Below are 18,916 nucleotides of genomic sequence, written 5' to 3'. Positions count from 1 at the left end.
CGGCAAAGGTATGCCGCCAAACCATTGTGGCGCGAGGCAGGAGCGGCCCCATGTCGGACGAAACCCAGGCACCCCCCACGGCACCGCCCCCCGGCCCCGCGCCCGCCACCGGAGAGGCGTATCTGCGCAAGCGCGCCCTGCGCGGCGGCAGCGCCGGCCCGCTGCTGCTCACCGGCCTCGGCGTGGCCTACGTCGTCTCCGGCGACTACGCCGGCTGGAACTTCGGCCTCGCCGAGGGCGGCTTCGGCGGCCTGGCCATCGCCGCCCTGCTGATGGGCCTGATGTACGGCTGCCTGGTCTTCGCCACCGCCGAACTGGCCGCCATCCTCCCCACCGCGGGCGGCGGTTACGGCTTCGCCCGCCGCGCCCTCGGCCCCTGGGGCGGCTTCCTCACCGGCACCGCCATCCTCATCGAGTTCGTGCTCGCCCCGGCCGCCATCTCCATCTTCATCGGCGACTACATCGAATCCCTCAACCTCTTCGGCCTCACCTCCGCCTGGCCCGTCTACCTGGGCTGCTTCGTGGTCTTCATCGGCATCCACCTGTGGGGCGTGGGCGAGGCCCTGCGCTTCTCCCTGATCGTCACCGCCATCGCCGTCGCCGCCCTGCTGATCTTCGTCCTGGGCGCACTCGGCGACTTCCAGGTCAGCTCCCTCAACGACATCCCCGTCGACTCCACCGCCTTCGGCGCCAACTCCTGGCTGCCCTTCGGACTGCTCGGCATCTGGGCCGCGTTCCCCTTCGGCATGTGGTTCTTCCTCGGCGTGGAGGGCGTGCCGCTGGCCGCCGAGGAGGCCCGCGACCCGGCCCGTACCCTGCCGCGCGCCATGGCCTGGGCCATCGGCATCCTGGCGGTGCTCGCCCTGCTCACCTTCCTCGCCGCCGCCGGAGCCGGCGGCTCGGCCGCCCTCATGGACGCCGGCAACCCCCTCGTGACGGCGCTCCAGGACAACGGCGAACCGACCACCCTCAGCCGCTTCATCAACTATGCCGGTCTGGCCGGCCTGGTGGCGTCCTTCTTCTCCCTGGTGTACGCGGGCTCCCGGCAGCTCTTCGCGCTCTCCCGGGCCGGCTATCTGCCGCGTTTCCTGTCCCTCACCAGCCGCCGCAAGGCCCCCTACCTGGGCCTGCTGATCCCCGGCGCGATCGGCTTCGGCCTGGCCGCGGCCACCGGCAACGGCGACACCATGCTGAACGTCGCGGTGTTCGGCGCGGCCATCTCGTACGCCCTGATGAGCCTGTCGCACATCGTGCTGCGCCGCCGCGAGCCCGGGTTGCACCGCCCCTACCGCACCCCGGGCGGGACGCTCACCTCCGGAACGGCCTTCGTCCTGGCGCTGGCCGCACTGGTGGCGACCTTCCTGGTGGACCGGGAGGCCGCGCTGATCGCGCTCGGCGTGTACGCGGTGGCAGTCGGCTATTTCGCCTTCTACTCTCGGCACCGGCTGGTGGCGGCGGCCCCCGAGGAGGAGTTCGCGGCGCTCGCCGCGGCCGAGGCCGAGCTGAACCGCGACTGACCCACCGCGACCGATCCACTCCGAGGCACGGAGCGACCCTTGAGCACCCCACCCCTGATCGGCATCAGCACCTATCTGGAGACCGACGCCCGCTGGCGGGAGTGGGAGCTGCCCGCCGCGCTGCTCCCGGCCGGCTACCACCGGCTGGTGCAGCGCGCGGGCGGGCTGGCCGTCCTGCTGCCGCCCGACCCCTCACCTGGGGCGGCAGCGGCGGCGGTCGCCCGGCTCGACGGGCTGATCGTCTCCGGTGGCCCCGATGTGGACCCGGAACGGTACGGGGCGGCGCGCGACCCGCGCACCGGTCCGCCCGCCACCGAACGGGACGCCTGGGAGCTGGCCCTGATCCGGGCCGCCACCGACCGGCACCTGCCACTGCTGGGCATCTGCCGCGGCATGCAGCTGTTGAACGTGGCCAGGGGCGGCACCCTGCTCCAGCATCTCGACGACCACGGCGGGGCCGGCCCCGGCACCTTCGGCGAACACAAGATCACCCCGGTCCCCGGCACCCTGCTGGCCGCCACCCTCCCCGAGCCGATCATCGTCCCCACCTACCACCACCAGGCGGTGGACGCCCTGGCCGACGGCCTCATCGCCGCCGCCCACGCACCGGACGGCACCGTGGAGGCCATCGAGGATCCGGCCGCCCCCGCCCTCACCCTGGCCGTCCAATGGCACCCGGAGGCGGCGGACGACACCCGGCTGATGACCGCCTTCGTCCGCGCGGCGGCGCGCTGACCCACCCGGCGGGTGCGGGCCGCCCTGTCAGTGCCATCAGGGATGATCCCAGCATGACCCGCTCTCTCATGCTGCTCGACACCGCCTCGCTCTACTTCCGCGCCTACTACGGGGTGCCCGAGTCCGTCCGGGCCCCCGACGGCACGCCGGTCAACGCGGTGCGCGGGCTGCTGGACTTCATCGGGCGGCTGGTCCGCGACCACCATCCGCACTCCCTGGTGGCCTGCATGGACGCCGACTGGCGCCCGCACTGGCGGGTCGAGCTGATCCCCAGCTACAAGGCGCACCGGGTCGCGCAGGAGACCCCCACCGGTGACCCGGACGTGGAGGAGGTCCCGGACACCCTCACCCCGCAGGTGGCCGTCATCGAGCAGGTCCTGGACGCCATCGGCATCACCCGGCTCGGCGCCCCCGGCTTCGAGGCCGACGACGTCATCGGCACCCTCGCCACCCGCGCCACCGGCCCGGTCGACATCGTCACCGGCGACCGTGACCTCTTCCAGCTCATCGACGACCGCCGCCGCGTGCGGGTGCTCTACCCGGTCAAGGGCATGGGCGACCTGGCCGCTTTCGACGAGACGGCGCTGCGCGACAAGTACGGGGTGGACGGCCCCGGTTACGCCGAGCTGGCGGTGCTGCGCGGCGACCCCAGCGACGGACTGCCCGGCGTGCCGGGCATCGGGGAGAAAACCGCCGCCACCCTGCTGGACCGCTTCGGCGACCTCACCGGCGTCCTCGCCGCGCTCGACAACCCGATGGCCAAGATGACCCGCTCCCAGCGCGCCAAGATCGAGGCCGCCCTGCCCTATCTGGCCGTCGCCCCCACGGTGGTACGGGTCGCCACCGACGTACGGCTGCCGGACCACGACGCCACCTTGCCCCGTACCCCACGCGACGAGCCGGCCCTGACCGCACTCGCCGCACGCTGGGGCCTGGGCAGCGCCCTGGACCGGCTGCTCACCACCCTCGCGAACCGACCCGGCTAACCGACCGAGCTGTACGCGACGACCCCGCGCAGTATCGTGTCCACCGCCTTGTGGGCGGTCTTGGTGACCGTGCCACCGGGCGGCGCCGCCTGCGCGATCTGGCCCAGCACATCGATGATCTGCTTGCACCAGCGCACGAAGTCACCGGCCGTCATATCGGCGTCGCTCAGCACCTCGTCCAGCGGATGCCCCTGCGCCCACCGGTACGCGGCCCACGCGAAGCCCAGGTCCGGCTCCCGCTGGCCCACGCCGGTGGCCTGGTTGATCCGGTGCTGCTCCTCCAGGGCGTCCAGGCGCCCCCAGATCCGCACCATCTCGCCCAGCGCGGCCTTGGCGCGCCCGCCCGGCAGCTCCGGCGCGGGCGCGTCGTCGGCCGACCGGGTCTCGAAGACCAGCGCGGAGACACATGCCGCCAGCTCCGCCGGGTCCAGGCCCTCCCAGACCCCGTCCCGCAGGCACTCGCTCGCCAGCAGGTCCAGCTCGCCGTACAGCCGCGCCAGCCGCCGCCCGTCGTCGGTGACCTCGTCCCCCGCCAGATAGTCCAGCTCCGACAGCAGCGCGTACACCTGGTCAAAGGTCCTGGCGATGGTGTTGGTCCGGCCCTCGATCCGCCGCTCCAGCTGCCGGTTGTCGCGCTTGAGCCGGTGATAGCGCTCCGCCCACCGGGCGTGATCCTCGCGCTCGTCGCAGCCATGGCACGGATGCGCCCGGATCTCCTGCCGCAGCCGCGCGATCCGGTCGTCGTCGGCCGCCCCCGCCCGCTGCCGGCCGCGCCGCCCCGGCTCGTGGTGCCCGGCCTTGGTGCGCAGCGCGGACGCCAGGTCGCGCCGCGACTGCGGGCTGCGGGGGTTGAAGGACTTGGGAATCCGCATCCGGTCCAGCGGCTCCACCGGCACCGGGAAATCGATCGCGGCCAGCCGCTTGACCTGCCGCTGCACGGTGAGCACCAGGGGACGCGGCCCCTCGTGCACCTCCACCCCGCGATGCCGCGCCGGGCCGCGCCCGCCGCCCGGCACCCCGGGGTCGAGCACCAGCGCGAGACCGGCGAACTTGCCGGTGGGCACATGGATGATGTCGCCGGGCCGCAGCTTCTCCAGGGCCGCGGCAGCCGCCGCCCGCCGCTGGGCCACGCCCTCCCGCGCCAGCTCCGTCTCCCGGTCCTTCAGCTCCCGGCGCAGCCGCGCGTACTCCTCGAAGTCCCCCAGATGGCAGGTCATCGCCTCCCGGTAGCCGGCCAGACCGGTCTCGTTCTTGCTCACCTGCCGGGAGATGCCCACCACCGAGCGGTCCGCCTGGAACTGGGCGAAGGAGGTCTCCAGCAGTTCCCGCGAGCGGTGCCGCCCGAACTGCCCCACCAGATTGACGGCCATGTTGTACGAGGGCTTGAAGGAGGACCGCAGCGGGTACGTCCGCGCCCCGGCCAGGCCGGCCAGCGCGGTCGGGTCCATGCCGCGCTGCCACAGCACCACCGCGTGGCCCTCGACATCGATCCCGCGCCGCCCGGCCCGCCCGGTCAGCTGGGTGTACTCGCCGGGCGTGATGTCGGCGTGCTGCTCCCCGTTCCACTTGACGAGCTTCTCCAGCACCACAGACCTGGCCGGCATGTTGATGCCCAGCGCCAGCGTCTCGGTGGCGAAGACGGCCTTCACCAGGCCGTGTACGAACAGTTCCTCGACGATCTCCTTGAACGCCGGGAGCATCCCGGCGTGGTGGGCGGCGATACCGCGCTCCAGGCCCTCCAGCCACTCGAAGTAGCCCAGGACCCGCAGATCCTCGTCGGGGATCGCCGCGGTGCGCCGCTCCACGATCTCCCGCACCCGCAGCCGTCCCGCCGCGTCGTTCAGCCGCAGCCCCGCGTACAGGCACTGCTGTACGGCGGCCTCGCAGCCGGCCCGGCTGAAGATGAAGGTGATGGCGGGCAGCAGCCCCTCGGCGTCCAGCCGGTCGATGACCTCGGCGCGGCTTGGGGTCCACACCCGGTTGCGCGCCCGGCGCTCCCGCTCCCGGTCGGCGGCCCGCCGCCGGTCCCGGCCGCCGCCGCGCTCCCGGTTCCAGGTCCTGGCGCCCTCGGTGCGGGCCATCCGCAGCAGATCGGGGTTGACCTCGCGCTTGGCGCCCGACTCCTCGAACAGGTCGTACATCCGCCGCCCGGCCAGCACGTGCTGCCACAGCGGTACGGGGCGGTGCTCGGCCACGATCACCCGGGTGTCGCCGCGCACGGTGTCCAGCCAGTCGCCGAACTCCTCCGCGTTGGAGACGGTCGCGGACAGCGACACCAGGGTCACCGACTCGGGGAGGTGGATGATGACCTCCTCCCACACCGCGCCCCGGAAGCGGTCGGAGAGATAGTGCACCTCGTCCATCACCACATAGCCGAGGCCGTTCAGCGCCTGGGAGCCGGCGTACAGCATGTTCCGCAGCACCTCGGTGGTCATCACGACCACGGGCGCGTCGGCGTTCACACTGTTGTCACCCGTCAGCAGGCCGACGCGGTCCGCGCCGTACCGCTTCGCCAGATCGGTGAATTTCTGATTGGAGAGAGCTTTGATGGGCGTGGTGTAAAAGCATTTACGGCCCTGGGTGAGTGCCAGATGAACGGCGAATTCTCCGACGATGGTCTTCCCCGAGCCGGTGGGCGCGGCGACCAGCACACCACTGCCGCCCTCCAGCGCCCGGCAGGCCTCGATCTGGAAGTCGTCGAGCTCGAAGTCGTACAGCTGACGGAACGGGGCGAACGCGGTGGCCTGCTCGACGGCGCGCCTGCGGGCGGCGGAGTAGCGCTGCGCGGGGGACATGTCCTCGGTCATTGTGCTGTCGAGACTACCGGCCACCACTGACAGCGGGGTGATCTTTATCGCGCCGCTGCCCCCGGCACCGTGGGGTGCCGGGGGCAGCGGGTGAGCGCGGGGCGTCAGGTGGCGTCGTCGTAGCTGTTACGGCCGGCCGGCGGCACGTCCCCCGGGCCGTCGATGCTGGACGGGGTGAGGTCCAGGTCGGATGCCTCGTCGTCGCTCAGCTCGGACTCGGGGTCATTGCGGCGCCGGCGCCAGTCGTTGAGCAGCGAGATCCCGGTGGCCAGGAAGTACAGGCCGGTCACGGGCACCTGGAGCGCGATCATCGACATCAGGTCGGTGGGGGTGATGGCGGCGGCGAAGATCGCGATGCCCACCACCATGCCGCGCCACCAGCTCAGCATCCGCTTGCCGCTGACCACGCCGCCGAGGTTGAGCATCACCAGGACCAGCGGCAGCTCGAAGGCGAAGCCGAAGGCCACCGCCATCCGCACGGTGATGTCGAGGATGTCGTCGACGGAGACCAGATTCTCCGCGCCGTCGGCGGAGAAGCTCAGCAGCACCGGGATCGCGCGGGGCAGCAGCCAGTAGGCGAAGTAGGCGCCGAACAGGAAGAGCGGCACACCCACCGCGACCACGGCGCGGGTGTACTTCTTCTCGTTCTTGTGCAGCCCCGGTGCCATGAAGCCCCACGCCTGGTACAGCCACACCGGGGAGGCCAGCACGAAGCCGACCATCAGGGAGATCTTGACGTAGGTGGCGAACGGCGAGGTGAGTCCGCTCTGCATCAAGGTGGCGCACCGGCTGCCGGTGCCGTCGGAGCCCTCGGAACGATCGACCAGGCACTGCGGCAGCGGGTCGGTGATGAAGTTCATGATGCTCTTGGCGAAGAACAGCGCCACGATCGTGATCACCACGATCGCGAGCACCGAGATCGCGAGCCGGTTGCGCAGCTCACGCAGATGCTCCGTGAGGGGCATCCGCCCCTCCGGGTCCTTCACCTTCTTGCGGGCGGCCTTGGGCACCGCTGCGTCCTCATCATTCGGGGCGGCCGGAACCGCTCCGGCCACCGGCTGTCAGTGCTGGTGCGGCGCGATGGTCAGCCCTGGCTGGTGTTCCGGGGCTCGTCCACCGGTCGGGCGCTGCTGACGTCGCCGGGGGCGGCCTGGATGGTACGGGGCGCCGGCTGCGGCTGCGGCTCGGAGCTGCTGTGGGCGGTGTCACCGGCGGAGCCGCTCTGTGCGTTCTCGTTGCCGTCGGTGCGCAGTGCGGCGGTCTCGCTCTTGAGGATCCGCAGCGACTTGCCGACCGCGCGGGCGGTGTCCGGCAGCCGCTTCGACCCGAAGACGAGCACGACGATGGCCGCGACGAGAAGGATCTGCCAAAGACTGATCTGGCCCATGATTTTCGTCCAGTCTCTCATCCGGGAAGGCGGGTGAATTTTCCAGCCGTGCCGGACGGGGAGTCAGGTGAACGTCCCGCACGAGCTGAGTCATAGTAACGCTCAAGAGTGAACACAAGGCAATGCCCGGGCGTAGCCCTAACGGCGGGCCGTGTCCTGGACGAGCCGCCCGGCCGAGCGTTCCAGTTCCTCGGCCGCACGGCTGATCCGCTCGGAGCCCTCCCCCACCGCCCGCCCGAATCGCGCGGCCTCGACCCCGACCCGCACGGCCAGGACGCCGAGCACCAGGACTCCGGTGGCGGCCAGGGTGAGGTGGAACATCGCCCAGAACATGGTGCGGAGCCTACGCCACCACGCCGGATGACCGGCCCCCGGCTCAGTCCAGGGCCTCGTACGCGGCCAGCGCGGCGCGGGCGGCCTCCCGCGCGCTGTCGGCCAGCTCGGTGGGGGCCACGATCCGGCCGTCCCGGCCCAGCCGCAGCGCCAGCCGGCGCAGCGTGGCCGGATCAGGGGTGCGCAGCGTGATCCGCAGCCCGCCGTCCGGCAGCTCCTCGGCGGTGTCGTGCGGGTAGTACTCGGCGACCCAGCGCCCGCCGGGGCCCACCTCGATGATCACCTCGGGGTCGGAGGCGGCCGGCTGCACCAGGCCCTCGCTCAGATCCCGTGGCTCCACCGGCGGCGGGTCGGCCGGGGTGTCCAGCAGTTCGACGCCGGCCACCCGGTCGAGCCGGAAGGTCCGCCGGGCCTCGCTGCGCCGGCACCATGCCTCCAGGTAGGTGTGGCCGACCGCGAAGAGCCGTACCGGGTCGATCTCCCGGTCGGTCAGCTCGTCGCGGCCCGGCGAGTAGTAGCGGATGCGCAGCCGGCGGCGCTCGGTGAGCGCCCGGTCGGCCAGTGCGAAGACCTCGCCCTCGGACTCGAAGGTGACCGAGAGCCGTGAGGAGGCGCCGGCGCTCTCCCCGGCGGCCGTCTCCAGCTTGGCGGTGGCGCGCAGCAGCGCGGCCCGGTCACCCTCGCGCAGTCCCGGCAGGGTGGCCACCGCCCGGGCGGCGACCAGCAGCGCGGTGGCCTCGTCGGCGGCCAGCCGCAGCGGCTCGCCGGCCGAGGAGCCGGTGGCCTCCGCGTTGTACCACCAGATGTGCTCGCCGTCGGTGTCGATGTCCAGCAGGTCGCCGCCCCGGAAGCTGGTGCCGCACATCGGCAGCACACTGAGGTCGGAGATCAGCTCGTCCTGCGAGATGCCGAAGGCGCGCGCCACCTCGTCCACCCGGGCGCCGGGGCGCTCGCGCAGATAGGTGACCAGGGACAGCATCCGGCGGGTCCGGTCGATGGCATTGGTCGCCATGGTGTGGGCGTCCCCCCTCATCCCTTGGCGACGGCGCGCAGCCGGTCCACCACGTCGGCCCGCAGTTCCGCGGGCTCCAGCACGATCACATCGGGGCCGAACTCCACCAGCCAGGCGCCCAGGCCGTGGCCGTACGGGATCTCCAGGTCGTCCCAGCCGTCCTGTCGCTCCCCGGTCCAGGTGGCGCGGGCCCGCAGCGGATAGCCGGCGCCGGCCCGCAGCCGGATCCTGGCCTGCCCGGTGGCACTCTCCCCGGCCCATTCGGCCACCGATTCCCGCACCGCCACCACGCCGGGCACCTCGGCGGTGAAGGCGCCGCCGCGCGAGCGCACCCGGCCGCTGATCCGGGAGAGCCGGAAGACCCGCTCGGCGCCCCGGTCGCGGTCGAAGCCGGCCAGATACCAGTGGCCGCGCCAGCACTCCAGCGCCCAGGGCTCGACCTGCCGCTGCTCGGGCTGAGCGGCATTGGACTTGTGGTAGGCGAAGGTGACCGGGCGGCGGTCCCGGCAGGCGATCATGAGGGGCTCGAATGCGGCCTCCCCGGCCGGGATGCGGGGCTCCAGCGCGCTGAACGTCTCCTGCTCGGCCCCGGCCAGCGGCATGCCGGCGGCGCGCAGCTTCTGGAGCGCGCCGCTGGCGGCGCCGGCCAGCCGGGCCTGCTGCCACACCTTGGCGGCCAGGCCCAGGGCGGCGGCCTCCTCGGCGTCCAGGGTGAGCGGCGGCAGCCGGTTGCGGTCCCGGCGGGCGAGATAGCCGATCTCGCCGTCCAGTGACTCCACGGTGTCGATGACCATGCCCAGTTCCCGCAGGTCATCCTTGTCCCGCTCGAACATGCGGCTGAACGCGTCCTCGGTGCCGGCCTCGATATAGGCCTCGATGGACGTACGCAGCTCCCGCTTGGTCAGCGGTCGGCCGGTGCCGAGCAGGCACAGCGCCAGGTTCATCAGCCGCTCGGCCTTGGCGATCGCCATCGACGGCCCGCCCCTTCCTCGTCCGTACCCCGCCCACCACATACAGCGATGGGCCCATCCCCCCAGGGGGATGGGCCCACGGTACCGCTTGCCGGGATCAGACCGAGACCAGGTCGCAGACGAAGATCAGCGTCTCGCCCGGGCCGATCTTGCCGCCGGCGCCCCGGTCCCCGTAGGCGAGATGCGGCGGGATGATCAGCTGGCGACGGCCGCCGACCTTCATGCCCTGCACGCCGCGGTCCCAGCCGGGGATGACCTGGCCGGCACCGAGCCGGAAGGTCAGCGGGGTGCCGCGGTTCCAGCTGGCGTCGAACTCCTCGCCGCTGCTGAAGGAGACGCCGACATAGTGGACGGCGACGTCGGCGCCGGCCTCGGCGACGGGGCCGTCGCCTTCCCAGAGGTCCTTGATCTCCAGATCGGCGGGCGGCTCGCCGCCCGGGAAATCGACCTCGGGCTTGTCGATGCTCACGAATTCACTCCTAGGAACGATCATGTCGATGGTGCGTACGAAAGCCTACGGGGTCAGGCCACCCCGATGATGTCCACCACGAACACCAGCGTGGAGTTGGCGGGGATGCTGGCGTTGCCGGACTCGCCGTACGCCTTGTCCGGCGGCAGCACCATCAGCACCCGGTCCCCGACGTGCTTGCCCACCAGCGTCTCGTCCCAGCCGGAGATCACCTGGCCGGCGCCGATCTGGAAGGAGGCACCGCCCTCGCGGTCCCACGAGGAGTCGAACTTCTTGCCGTCCGCCCAGTTCACCCCGGTGTACTGCACGAACAGGGTGTGCCCGGCGAGCACCTCGGCGCCGTCGCCCTCGATCAGCGTCTGCTGGCGCAGTTCGGCGGGCGGGTCACCGTCCGGGATGGTGATGGTGGCCGACTTCTGGCCCTCGGCCACGACCTCGGGCAGGCCCTCCTCGACCGGTGCCTGCTCGCCGACCGCGCTGCTGGTCGGGTCGATGGCGACATTGATGTCGAAGACCCACACCATGCCCTGCTCCTTGTCCAGGCCCACCGCGCCGGCGGTGTCGCCCAGCAGATCGCCGGCGGTGCCCTCGACCTTGACCCGGCTGCCCACCGGGACGCCGACCAGCGGCGCGGTGATGGCCTCGGGCAGCGCCGACTCCACGCCGGCCTGACTCACCAGCTGCGGGCGCGGCGGCGCGTCGGGGTCCTCGGAGGTGGTGGGCTGGCCGTCCTGGGTCATCCAGGTGTTGACCAGGTCGCTCTCCCCGCCCGGGGTCCGCCCGATGACATCCATGCCGAGCATGTCACCCTGCTTGACCTGCGCCCCGTCGCCCTCGGTGAGCACCTCTACCGAGGTCTTGCTGACCCCGGCGTCCTCGTCGAGTTCGATCACGGGCTGCTCGCCCGCCTTGCCCGAGACAGTGGCGAGCGGCCCCGAGGACGACGGTGAGCCGTCCTCGGAGCCGCAAGCGGCGGCGGTCAGCAAAATGGCCGGGACTGCCAGCGCCGCAACGATCCGGCGCGCTCGTTTCGTGGGGATCATCAGTCCAACTCAGCTAGGGACGGACGGGAGGGGACCCGCTGGTCCCGACCAGCCTACGGCCTCCGTCCCGCCATTCCCGGATCACATTCCGGCGATGAGCTTCTCCACTCGCTCATCGACGGAGCGGAACGGATCCTTGCACAGCACCGTGCGCTGCGCCTGATCGTTCAGCTTCAGATGCACCCAGTCGACCGTGAAATCCCGGCGCTGCTCCTGGGCCCGCCGGATGAAGTCGCCGCGCAGCCGGGCCCTGGTGGTCTGGGGCGGCACGGACTTGCCCTGGAAGATTTTCAGATCGTTGCAGATCCGCTGGGCCTGCCCCTTGCGTTCCAGCAGGTAGTAAAGGCCCCGGCGGCGGTGGATGTCGTGGTAGGCGAGGTCTATCTGCGCCACCCGAGGATGGGACATGGTGAGGTTGTGCTTGGCCCGGTACCGCTCGATCAGCTGGTACTTCATCACCCAGTCGATCTCGGTGTTGATCTTGTCGAGTTCCTGGGCGCGGATCGCTTCCAGGGTGCGGCCCCACAGCTCCAGGACCTGCTCGGTGGTGCCGGTGCGCATGCCGCGCCGCTCGCAGAAGTCGAGCGCCTTCTCGTAGTACTCCTGCTGCACCTCCAGGGCGGACGCCTCCCGCCCGGTGGCCAGCCGTACCTTGCGCTGCCCGGTGGTGTCGTGGCTGACCTCGCGGATGGCGCGGATCGGGTTCTCCAGGGTGAGATCCCGCATCACCGTCCCCGCCTCGATCATCCGCAGCACCAGATCGGTGGCCCCGACCTTGAGCAGCATGGTGGTTTCGGACATGTTGGAGTCGCCGACGATGACGTGCAGCCGGCGGTAGCGCTCGGCATCGGCGTGCGGCTCGTCGCGGGTGTTGATGATCGGCCGGGACCTGGTGGTCGCGGAGGAGACCCCTTCCCAGATGTGCTCGGCCCGCTGACTGACGCAGAACACCGCACCGCGCGGCGTCTGGAGCACCTTTCCGGCCCCGCAGATCAGCTGCCGGGTGACGAGGAACGGAATGAGGACATCCGCCAGCCGGGAGAACTCCCCGTGCCGGGCCACGAGGTAGTTCTCGTGACAGCCGTACGAATTCCCGGCGGAGTCGGTGTTGTTCTTGAAGAGATAGACATCGCCGGCGATCCCCTCTTCGTGCAGCCGGCGCTCGGCGTCGACGAGGAGCCCTTCCAGAATGCGCTCACCCGCCTTGTCGTGGGTGATGAGTTCGGTGACGTTGTCACACTCCGGTGTCGCGTATTCGGGGTGTGAACCGACATCCAGATACAGCCGGGCGCCGTTGCGCAGAAAGACATTGCTGCTGCGGCCCCAGGACACGACTCGGCGGAAGAGGTACCGCGCCACTTCGTCCGGAGACAGCCGCCGCTGTCCCCGGAACGTGCAGGTGACGCCGTACTCGTTCTCCAGCCCGAAGATTCGGCGATCCATGTCTGAACATTACGCCCGATCCTCAGTTCTGAAACGGGGTTCGGGGGCGGCGTTTCGATCATTTTCCGACCCGGCCACCGCCACCGACACCGGGCGCGGCGCGGTCAGCACACCCCGGGTGAGGGTCAGCACCAGCACGGCGAGCAGCCCGCCGATCCCGCACAGCGCGTACCCGGCCCTCTCCTGGCCCCACTCGATGAGCGGGCCCACCGCCCCGCTGCCCATCGCCGCGCCCACCCCGAAGGTGGTCACCAGCCAGGAGAACGCCTCGGTGACGGTGCCCATCGGCGCGTGCCGGTCGATGACCACGAAGGCGCAGGCCAGCGAGGGTGCCAGAAAGATCCCGGAGAGCCCGGAGAGCAAGGTCATCACGGCCACGTCCGACGGGGCCAGGGCGAGCGGAAGATAGCCCACGGCCAAGGCCGCTACCAGCAGCCGCAGCCGCCGCTCCGGCTCCCTGGGCCACTGCCGCGCCCCGTACAGCAGACCGCCCACCAGCGCGCCGGCGCCCAGCGCGGAGTGCAGATAGGTGGCGATCAGCTCATCGCCGTGCCCGTCCGCGTACGCCACGGCGGCGACCGCGGCTGCCCCCAGCGCCATGCCGATGAAGAAGAAGCCGCCCAGCAGCGCCAGCAGCCCCCTGGAGCGCAGCGCGCCCAGCCAGTGCGCCTGCCTCGGCGCGCTGCGCCAGCGCCGGGAGGGCCCGGAGAGCGCCACCGACAGGGCGCCCAGCAGCCCGACCGCGTTGATGATCACCAGCGCGGCGGCCTCCGACCACCGGGCCACGCACAGCATCACGATCAAGGGACCACCGGCGAACATGAGTTCCTGGGCCACCGCCTCCAGCGCGTACGCCCGGTGCACCCGCTCGTCGCGGCCCAGCACGCTCGGCCACAGCGCCCGCAGCGCGCCCTCCAGCGGCGGGGTGGTGAGCCCGGCCAGCAGCATGAGTGCGGTGGCCGGGGCCGGGTTGTCGACGCCGGTGAAGGCCAGCGCTCCCATGGCGGTGGTCGACACCAGCGCGGCGGGCAGCAGGATTCGCGGCTGCCCGTACAGATCCACCAGCCGGCCGAGCAGCGGCTGGCCGATGGCGGTGGCCACCCCGTATCCGGCCGCGAGGGCGCCGGCCAGGCCGTAGCCGCCGCCCTCGGCGCGTACGAAGAGCACCACGGCCAGCGCTGCGACGCCGTTCGGCAGCCGGCCGAGCAGTGTGCTGCCCAGCAGCCGCACCACGTGCGGTGCGCGCAGCAGATCCAGGTATCCCGATGCCATCAGGGCTCCCGCAGCTTCAGTATTACGTATAACGTCGCGCTGATTGTACGTACCATGGCGGACTGTGAACAGCAGCGCCCGGCCGGGAGGTGTCCCCGCCCGCCCCACCAGCCGCGATGTCGCCGAGCGGGCCGGTGTCTCCCAGGCCACCGTCTCCTTGGTGCTGCGGGACCGCTGGCAGGGGCGGGTCTCCCCCGCGCGCGCCGAGACGGTGCGGGCCGCCGCCCGCGAGCTGGGCTACCGCCCCAATCTGGCCGCCCGCAGCCTGCGGCTGGGCCGCACCAGAACGGCCCTGGTGGTGGTTCCCGCGCTGTCCGGCGAGTTCTTCTCCAAGATGTACGCGGGCGCGGCCCGGGTCGCCGCCGAGCACAGCTTCGGGGTGCTGCTGTACCCCTCCCCCGAGGGCGTCGGCCCCGCGCCCGATCCCTTCGCGCACTCCAGCGCCACGCTGGACGGGGTGCTGGCCTCCTCGATGGCGGTGCCGGCGCTGCGGGCGCTGAGCGAGGGCGGGCTGCCGCTGGTGATGCTGGACAGCGAGCCCAGCGACCCGGGGGCCGCCGCCACCGTGAACCCGGACATCGCCGACGGCATGCGGCAGATCGCTGCCCATGTGCTGGGCCTGGGTCACCGGCGGCTGGCCCACCTCGCCGCGGACGTGGACTCCTGGACCTTCCGGGAGCGGGCGCGCGTGCTGGCCCGCGAGACGGCGCGGGTACCGGGGGCCGCGCCGGTCCGTACCGAGCGGGCCCCGCTGTCGGTACCGGGCGGCCTGGCCGCCGCCGAACGTGCCCTGAGCACGGTTCCCCGCCCCACGGCGCTGGTGTGTGACGACGATGTGCTGGCAGTGGGTGCCTGCAAGGCCGCCCGGCGGCTTGGACTGCGGGTGCCGGACGACGTGTCGGTGACCGGCTTCGACGACACCCAGCTGGCCACGGCGGTCGACCCGGAACTGACCACGGTCCGCCTCCCGGCCGCCACCATGGGCGAGGAGGGCATGCGCACCCTGGTGTCAGCCCTGCGAGGAAACCCCACCCCCAGCACCATCCTCCCGGTGACCCTGGTCCCCCGGGCATCGACGGCCCCGCCCCCACTCCGCTGACCACCACTGCTTCCGGGCAGCTCCCACCGCCAGCTGCCCGGTGGCCGGCGCCGAACCGGGCCCCACTGATGGAACGGGGGCGGTCGGCTGGGGTGGGTGCGTTCCCTCGCCGCGTCGCTCGGAGTGTGCCGTCACGCCGTCGGGCCGCTGTCCGGGGACACCGTGTGTCCCCGGACAGCGGCCCGGCCGGACCGGCGGATCAGTCGTCCTCCGGGCCGCTGCTGTCCGGCCCTGGGGCGGATTCGTCCAGCAGCCGGGCCAGCTGGCGGCCCAGGACGCGCTTGAACTTCCGCTGCTGCGGCCTCGTGCGGTCCAGCACCGCGACCTCCAGCTGATCGGCGGTCAGTTCGCGCGCCTCGCCGCCGTTGCCGTCCCGGCCGAGCGCCGCGACCGCCAGCCGCAGCGCCTCGCCCAGCGGCATGTCGTCCCGGTGACGCTGCTTCAGATAGCTGCCGATCTGCTCCGAGTTGCCGCCCACCGCCACCGAGCCGTGCTCGTCGATGATGGAGCCGTCGTGCGGCAGCCGGTAGATCTCGTCCTCCGCGCCGCTCTCGCCGACCTCGGCGACCAGCAGTTCCACCTCGTAGGGCTTCTCCGCGGCGCTGGAGAAGATCGTGCCCAGCGTCTGGGCGTAGAGGTTGGCGAGACCCTGGGCGGTCACATCCTCGCGGTCGTACGTGTAGCCGCGCAGGTCCGCGTACCGGGTGCCGCCGATGCGCAGATTCTCGTACTCGTTGTACTTGCCCGTGGCGGCGAAGGCGATCCGGTCATAGATCTCGCTGACCTTGTGCAGCGCCCGCGAGGGGTTCTCGGCGACGAACACGATGCCGTCGGCGTACTGGAGTACGACCAGGGCGCGCCCGCGTGCCACGCCCTTGCGGGCGTACTCCGCGCGGTCCGCCATGACCTGCTGGGGTGAGACATAGAACGGCGTCGACACCGGCTATTCGTCCCTTCCTGATCCTTGGGAAATCTACAGAACCGGGGCCTGCGGCCCGTTGGGCAGCTGAAGACGGCCCTCGTGCACCGTCCGGGCGATCTCGGAGATCTCCGCCTCGGTGAGCCGGCGGAACCCTTCCTCGGTGATCACCGTAACGATGGGGTAGATCCGCCGGGTCAGATCGGGACCGCCGGTGGCCGAGTCGTCGTCGGCCGCGTCGTAGAGCGACTGCACCACGGCGGTGACGGTCTGCTGCTCCGTCAGATCCTCGCGGTGCAGCTTCTTGAGCGAGCCGCGCGCGAAGACCGAGCCGGAGCCCACGGTGGCGAAGCCCAGTTCCTCGGAGCGCCCGCCGGTCACGTCGTAGGAGAAGATCCGGCCCTTCTCCCGCTCCAGGTCGTACCCGGCGAACAGCGGCACCACGGCCAGCCCCTGCATGGCCATGCCCAGATTGCCGCGGATCATGGCGGACAGCCGGTTGGCCTTGCCCTCCAGGGAGAGCACCTGCCCCTCGACCTTCTCGAAGTGCTCCAGCTCCAGCTGGAAGAGCTTCACCATCTCGATGGCGAAGCCCAGGCTGCCGGCGATGCCCACGGCGGAGAACTCGTCGGCCGGGAAGACCTTCTCGGTGTCCCGCTGAGCGATCTGGTTGCCCATGGTGGCCCGCCGGTCACCGGCGAGCACCACCCCGCCCGCGAAGGTGGCGGCGACGATCGTCGTGCCGTGTGGGATCTGGACGGGGCCCTCGACCGGCGGCAGCAGCCGGTTGCCCGGCAGCTGCTCCGGCGCGATGTCGGTCAGAAAGTCGAAGAAGGAGGAGGACCCGGGCCTCAGGAAGGCTGCCGGAAGTCGCCCCTGGTCATGGGAGTTGCCTACCACAGAAGTCCTTCCAGGTCATGGAAACGGTCCGGCGGCGCACGGCGCCGGCGCGGAGTACGCCAGGGACCCTACCCGGCACCTGGTCATGATCCACATCGGGTGGCGCGCGAACTGCCGTACTCGTTCGCGCGCCACCCGGGGGTGGATTACTGGCCGCCCTTCTGGACGAAGGAGCGGACGAAGTCCTCGGCGTTCGATTCCAGGACCTCGTCGATCTCGTCCAGAACGGAGTCCACGTCGTCGGTCAGCTCCTCCTGGCGCTCCTTGAGCTCCTCGGAGACCTCCGCGGTCGTTTCCTCGGTTTCCTCGCTGGTACGCGACGCCTTCTGCTGGCCGCCGCCGGTGTCTTTGGTCGCCATCTCCCTCACCCCTGCTCAGCTTCGACGTAACAAGATCAGACCCTACTAGCCGGTGCTGACATCGGCTCCTTCATTGCTACAACGTCCGGGGGTCCTCCGCATGATTCCCGGATCCGGAGGAAATCAGCCCCCGGACAGCGCCCGGAGCAGGTCCTGTGCGCTGGCACTGGCGTCCAGCAGGTCCTTCACATGCTCACGGGTACCCCGCAGCGGGTCCATGGTGGGCACCCGCTGCAAGGAATCCCGGCCCGGCAGATCGAAGATCACCGAGTCCCAGGAGGCAGCCGCCACATCGTCGGCGTACTGTTCGAGACAGCGCCCGCGGAAGTACGCGCGGGTGTCCTCGGGCGGGCTGCCCTGGGCGCGCAGCACATCCTCCTCGTCCAGCAGCCTGGTGATCCGGCCACGGGCCGCCAGCCGGTTGTAGAGCCCCTTGTCGGGACGGACGTCCGCGTACTGGAGATCCACCAGATGCAGCCGGGCCGCGTCCCAGCCCAGCGAGTCACGGCGCCGGTAGCCCTCCATCAGCTCCCGCTTGGCCACCCAGTCCAGCTGCCCCGCCAGGCTCATCGGGTCGGTCTCCAGCTTGCCGAGCACGTCCTCCCAGCGGCTGAGCACATCCGTGGTCTGCGGATCGGCGTCCACTCCCCACCGCTCCTCCACGTATTTGCGGGCCAGCTCGTAGTACTCCATCTGGAGCTGTACGGCGGTGAGCTTGCGCCCGCTGCGCAGGGTGATCAGCTTGCGCAGCGAGGGGTCGTGGCTGACCCGGTGCAGGGTGCGTACCGGCTGGTCCACGGCGAGATCGACCGCGATGAAGCCGTCCTCGATCATGGACAGCACCAGCGCGGTGGTGCCCAGCTTCAGATAGGTGGAGATCTCGGCCAGATTGGCGTCGCCGATGATCACATGCAGCCGCCGGTACTTCTCGGCGTCCGCGTGCGGCTCGTCGCGGGTGTTGATGATGGGCCGCTTGAGGGTGGTCTCAAGACCCACCTCGACCTCGAAGTAGTCGGCGCGCTGACTGAGCTGGAAGCCGTGCTCGCTGCCGTCCTGCCCGATCCCGACCCGGCCGGCGCCGCACACCACCTGCCGGGAGACGAAGAACGGCGTCAGATGGCGCACGATGTCGGAGAACGGCGTCTCCCGCTTCATCAGGTAGTTCTCGTGGGTGCCGTAGGAGGCGCCCTTGTTGTCGGTGTTGTTCTTGTAGAGCTGGATGGGCTGGGAGCCGGGCACCTCGGCGGCCCGCCGGGCGGCCTCGGCCATGATCCGCTCGCCCGCCTTGTCCCACAGCAGGGCGTCCAGTGGGCTGGTGGTCTCGGGGGCGCTGTACTCCGGATGGGCGTGGTCGACGTAGAGTCGCGCGCCATTGGTGAGGATGACATTGGCCAGGCCGATGTCCTCGTCCGTGAGCTGGCTGGCGTCGGCGTTGTCGCGTGCCAGATCGAATCCGCGGGCGTCGCGCAGCGGATTCTCCTCCTCGAAGTCCCAGCGTGCCCGCCGGGCCCGGTGCATGGCCGCCGCGTAGGCGTTCACGACCTGGGAGGAGCTGAGCATGGCGTTGGCGTTCGGGTGGCCGGGGACGGAGACGCCGTACTCCGTTTCGATGCCCATCACTCGCCGTACAGTCATGCGGCCCTCCTTGGGAGAAGCGTCCGGCT

At 71.3% G+C, this 18,916-nt stretch carries 18 protein-coding genes; 4 read left to right on the top strand and 14 right to left on the bottom strand.

Translation table 11 applies throughout. The features are described 5' to 3' along the window. Positions 1–50 precede the first annotated feature (50 nt). The 3 genes from eat to AC5WRL_RS01410 all read left to right on the top strand — a co-directional run bounded on the left by eat (position 51) and on the right by AC5WRL_RS01410 (position 3,238). Positions 51–1,517: an ethanolamine permease gene (gene eat, locus AC5WRL_RS01420; RefSeq protein ID WP_496086360.1), complete on the top strand. Its 1,467-nt coding sequence runs from the start codon at positions 51–53 to the stop codon at positions 1,515–1,517. Between the two features lie 39 nt (positions 1,518–1,556). Then, positions 1,557–2,252 (top strand): gamma-glutamyl-gamma-aminobutyrate hydrolase family protein, encoded by a 696-nt coding sequence (locus AC5WRL_RS01415; protein WP_496086359.1) that lies wholly within the window; start codon positions 1,557–1,559, stop codon positions 2,250–2,252. Positions 2,253–2,320: 68 nt separating this feature from the next. Beyond that, positions 2,321–3,238: a 5'-3' exonuclease gene (locus AC5WRL_RS01410; protein WP_496086788.1), complete on the top strand. Its 918-nt coding sequence runs from the start codon at positions 2,321–2,323 to the stop codon at positions 3,236–3,238. On the opposite strand, the gene AC5WRL_RS01405 is transcribed toward AC5WRL_RS01410, so the two are convergent. From AC5WRL_RS01405 to AC5WRL_RS01360, 10 genes are all read right to left on the bottom strand, one after another. Then, positions 3,235–6,045 (bottom strand): DEAD/DEAH box helicase, encoded by a 2,811-nt coding sequence (locus AC5WRL_RS01405; protein WP_496086358.1) that lies wholly within the window; start codon positions 6,043–6,045, stop codon positions 3,235–3,237. The genes AC5WRL_RS01410 and AC5WRL_RS01405 overlap by 4 nt on opposite strands. Before the next feature lie 104 nt (positions 6,046–6,149). After that, entirely contained in the window at positions 6,150–7,055 is a 906-nt protein-coding gene (gene tatC, locus AC5WRL_RS01400) for a twin-arginine translocase subunit TatC (RefSeq protein ID WP_496086357.1), read from the bottom strand. Positions 7,056–7,129: 74 nt separating this feature from the next. After that, a complete protein-coding gene (tatA, locus tag AC5WRL_RS01395; RefSeq protein WP_496086356.1) occupies positions 7,130–7,432 on the bottom strand; it encodes a Sec-independent protein translocase subunit TatA in 303 nt (100 codons plus the stop codon). Positions 7,433–7,570: 138 nt separating this feature from the next. After that, complete coding sequence (locus tag AC5WRL_RS01390; RefSeq protein ID WP_496086355.1) at positions 7,571–7,765, bottom strand: hypothetical protein; 195 nt, start codon at positions 7,763–7,765, stop codon at positions 7,571–7,573. A 43-nt stretch (positions 7,766–7,808) separates the two neighbouring features. Next, positions 7,809–8,777, bottom strand: coding sequence for a helix-turn-helix transcriptional regulator (locus tag AC5WRL_RS01385; RefSeq protein ID WP_496086354.1), 969 nt, complete (start codon positions 8,775–8,777; stop codon positions 7,809–7,811). A gap of 17 nt (positions 8,778–8,794) precedes the next feature. Then, positions 8,795–9,748, bottom strand: coding sequence for a helix-turn-helix transcriptional regulator (locus AC5WRL_RS01380; RefSeq protein ID WP_496086353.1), 954 nt, complete (start codon positions 9,746–9,748; stop codon positions 8,795–8,797). Between the two features lie 97 nt (positions 9,749–9,845). Continuing rightward, positions 9,846–10,217 (bottom strand): FKBP-type peptidyl-prolyl cis-trans isomerase, encoded by a 372-nt coding sequence (locus AC5WRL_RS01375; protein WP_496086352.1) that lies wholly within the window; start codon positions 10,215–10,217, stop codon positions 9,846–9,848. 53 nt (positions 10,218–10,270) lie between these two features. Next, positions 10,271–11,260, bottom strand: a complete 990-nt coding sequence (locus AC5WRL_RS01370) for an FKBP-type peptidyl-prolyl cis-trans isomerase (RefSeq protein ID WP_496086351.1) — start codon at positions 11,258–11,260, stop codon at positions 10,271–10,273. A gap of 81 nt (positions 11,261–11,341) precedes the next feature. After that, positions 11,342–12,703 carry a Pup--protein ligase gene (gene pafA, locus AC5WRL_RS01365; protein ID WP_496086350.1) on the bottom strand — a complete coding sequence of 454 codons (1,362 nt, stop codon included), beginning with the start codon at positions 12,701–12,703 and terminating at the stop codon, positions 11,342–11,344. Positions 12,704–12,712: 9 nt separating this feature from the next. Beyond that, positions 12,713–13,975 (bottom strand): MFS transporter, encoded by a 1,263-nt coding sequence (locus AC5WRL_RS01360; protein WP_496086349.1) that lies wholly within the window; start codon positions 13,973–13,975, stop codon positions 12,713–12,715. 64 nt (positions 13,976–14,039) lie between these two features. On the opposite strand from AC5WRL_RS01360, the gene AC5WRL_RS01355 reads away from it, so the two are divergent. Next, positions 14,040–15,074: a LacI family DNA-binding transcriptional regulator gene (locus AC5WRL_RS01355; protein WP_496086348.1), complete on the top strand. Its 1,035-nt coding sequence runs from the start codon at positions 14,040–14,042 to the stop codon at positions 15,072–15,074. 199 nt (positions 15,075–15,273) lie between these two features. Here the strand turns inward: AC5WRL_RS01355 and prcA are convergent, their stop codons facing one another. The 4 genes from prcA to dop all read right to left on the bottom strand — a co-directional run bounded on the left by prcA (position 15,274) and on the right by dop (position 18,887). Continuing rightward, complete coding sequence (gene prcA / locus AC5WRL_RS01350; protein ID WP_496086347.1) at positions 15,274–16,014, bottom strand: proteasome subunit alpha; 741 nt, start codon at positions 16,012–16,014, stop codon at positions 15,274–15,276. A gap of 33 nt (positions 16,015–16,047) precedes the next feature. Further along, the gene (prcB, locus tag AC5WRL_RS01345; protein ID WP_496086346.1) at positions 16,048–16,893 is read right to left on the bottom strand and encodes a proteasome subunit beta; all 846 of its coding nucleotides are present in this window, start codon (positions 16,891–16,893) and stop codon (positions 16,048–16,050) included. Between the two features lie 146 nt (positions 16,894–17,039). Continuing rightward, entirely contained in the window at positions 17,040–17,252 is a 213-nt protein-coding gene (locus AC5WRL_RS01340; protein WP_019434989.1) for a ubiquitin-like protein Pup, read from the bottom strand. A 123-nt stretch (positions 17,253–17,375) separates the two neighbouring features. Beyond that, positions 17,376–18,887 carry a depupylase/deamidase Dop gene (dop, locus tag AC5WRL_RS01335; RefSeq protein ID WP_496086345.1) on the bottom strand — a complete coding sequence of 504 codons (1,512 nt, stop codon included), beginning with the start codon at positions 18,885–18,887 and terminating at the stop codon, positions 17,376–17,378. Between the last annotated feature and the right edge of the window lie 29 nt (positions 18,888–18,916).

The sequence above is a fragment of the Streptomyces sp. NTD107 genome, assembly GCF_059510435.1.
This window is presented reverse-complemented; position numbering and strand designations above follow the sequence as displayed.

Coding starts and splice junctions, on each gene's coding strand:
- pafA (WP_496086350.1), bottom strand. CDS start 12,703: ATGGATCGCCGAATCTTCGGGCTGGAGAACGAGTACGGCGTCACCTGC.
- AC5WRL_RS01410 (WP_496086788.1), top strand. CDS start 2,321: ATGCTGCTCGACACCGCCTCGCTCTACTTCCGCGCCTACTACGGGGTG.
- AC5WRL_RS01340 (WP_019434989.1), bottom strand. CDS start 17,252: ATGGCGACCAAAGACACCGGCGGCGGCCAGCAGAAGGCGTCGCGTACC.
- eat (WP_496086360.1), top strand. CDS start 51: ATGTCGGACGAAACCCAGGCACCCCCCACGGCACCGCCCCCCGGCCCC.
- AC5WRL_RS01370 (WP_496086351.1), bottom strand. CDS start 11,260: ATGATCCCCACGAAACGAGCGCGCCGGATCGTTGCGGCGCTGGCAGTC.
- AC5WRL_RS01360 (WP_496086349.1), bottom strand. CDS start 13,975: ATGGCATCGGGATACCTGGATCTGCTGCGCGCACCGCACGTGGTGCGG.
- AC5WRL_RS01390 (WP_496086355.1), bottom strand. CDS start 7,765: ATGTTCTGGGCGATGTTCCACCTCACCCTGGCCGCCACCGGAGTCCTG.
- AC5WRL_RS01380 (WP_496086353.1), bottom strand. CDS start 9,748: ATGGCGATCGCCAAGGCCGAGCGGCTGATGAACCTGGCGCTGTGCCTG.
- AC5WRL_RS01385 (WP_496086354.1), bottom strand. CDS start 8,777: ATGGCGACCAATGCCATCGACCGGACCCGCCGGATGCTGTCCCTGGTC.
- AC5WRL_RS01405 (WP_496086358.1), bottom strand. CDS start 6,045: ATGACCGAGGACATGTCCCCCGCGCAGCGCTACTCCGCCGCCCGCAGG.
- dop (WP_496086345.1), bottom strand. CDS start 18,887: ATGACTGTACGGCGAGTGATGGGCATCGAAACGGAGTACGGCGTCTCC.
- tatA (WP_496086356.1), bottom strand. CDS start 7,432: ATGGGCCAGATCAGTCTTTGGCAGATCCTTCTCGTCGCGGCCATCGTC.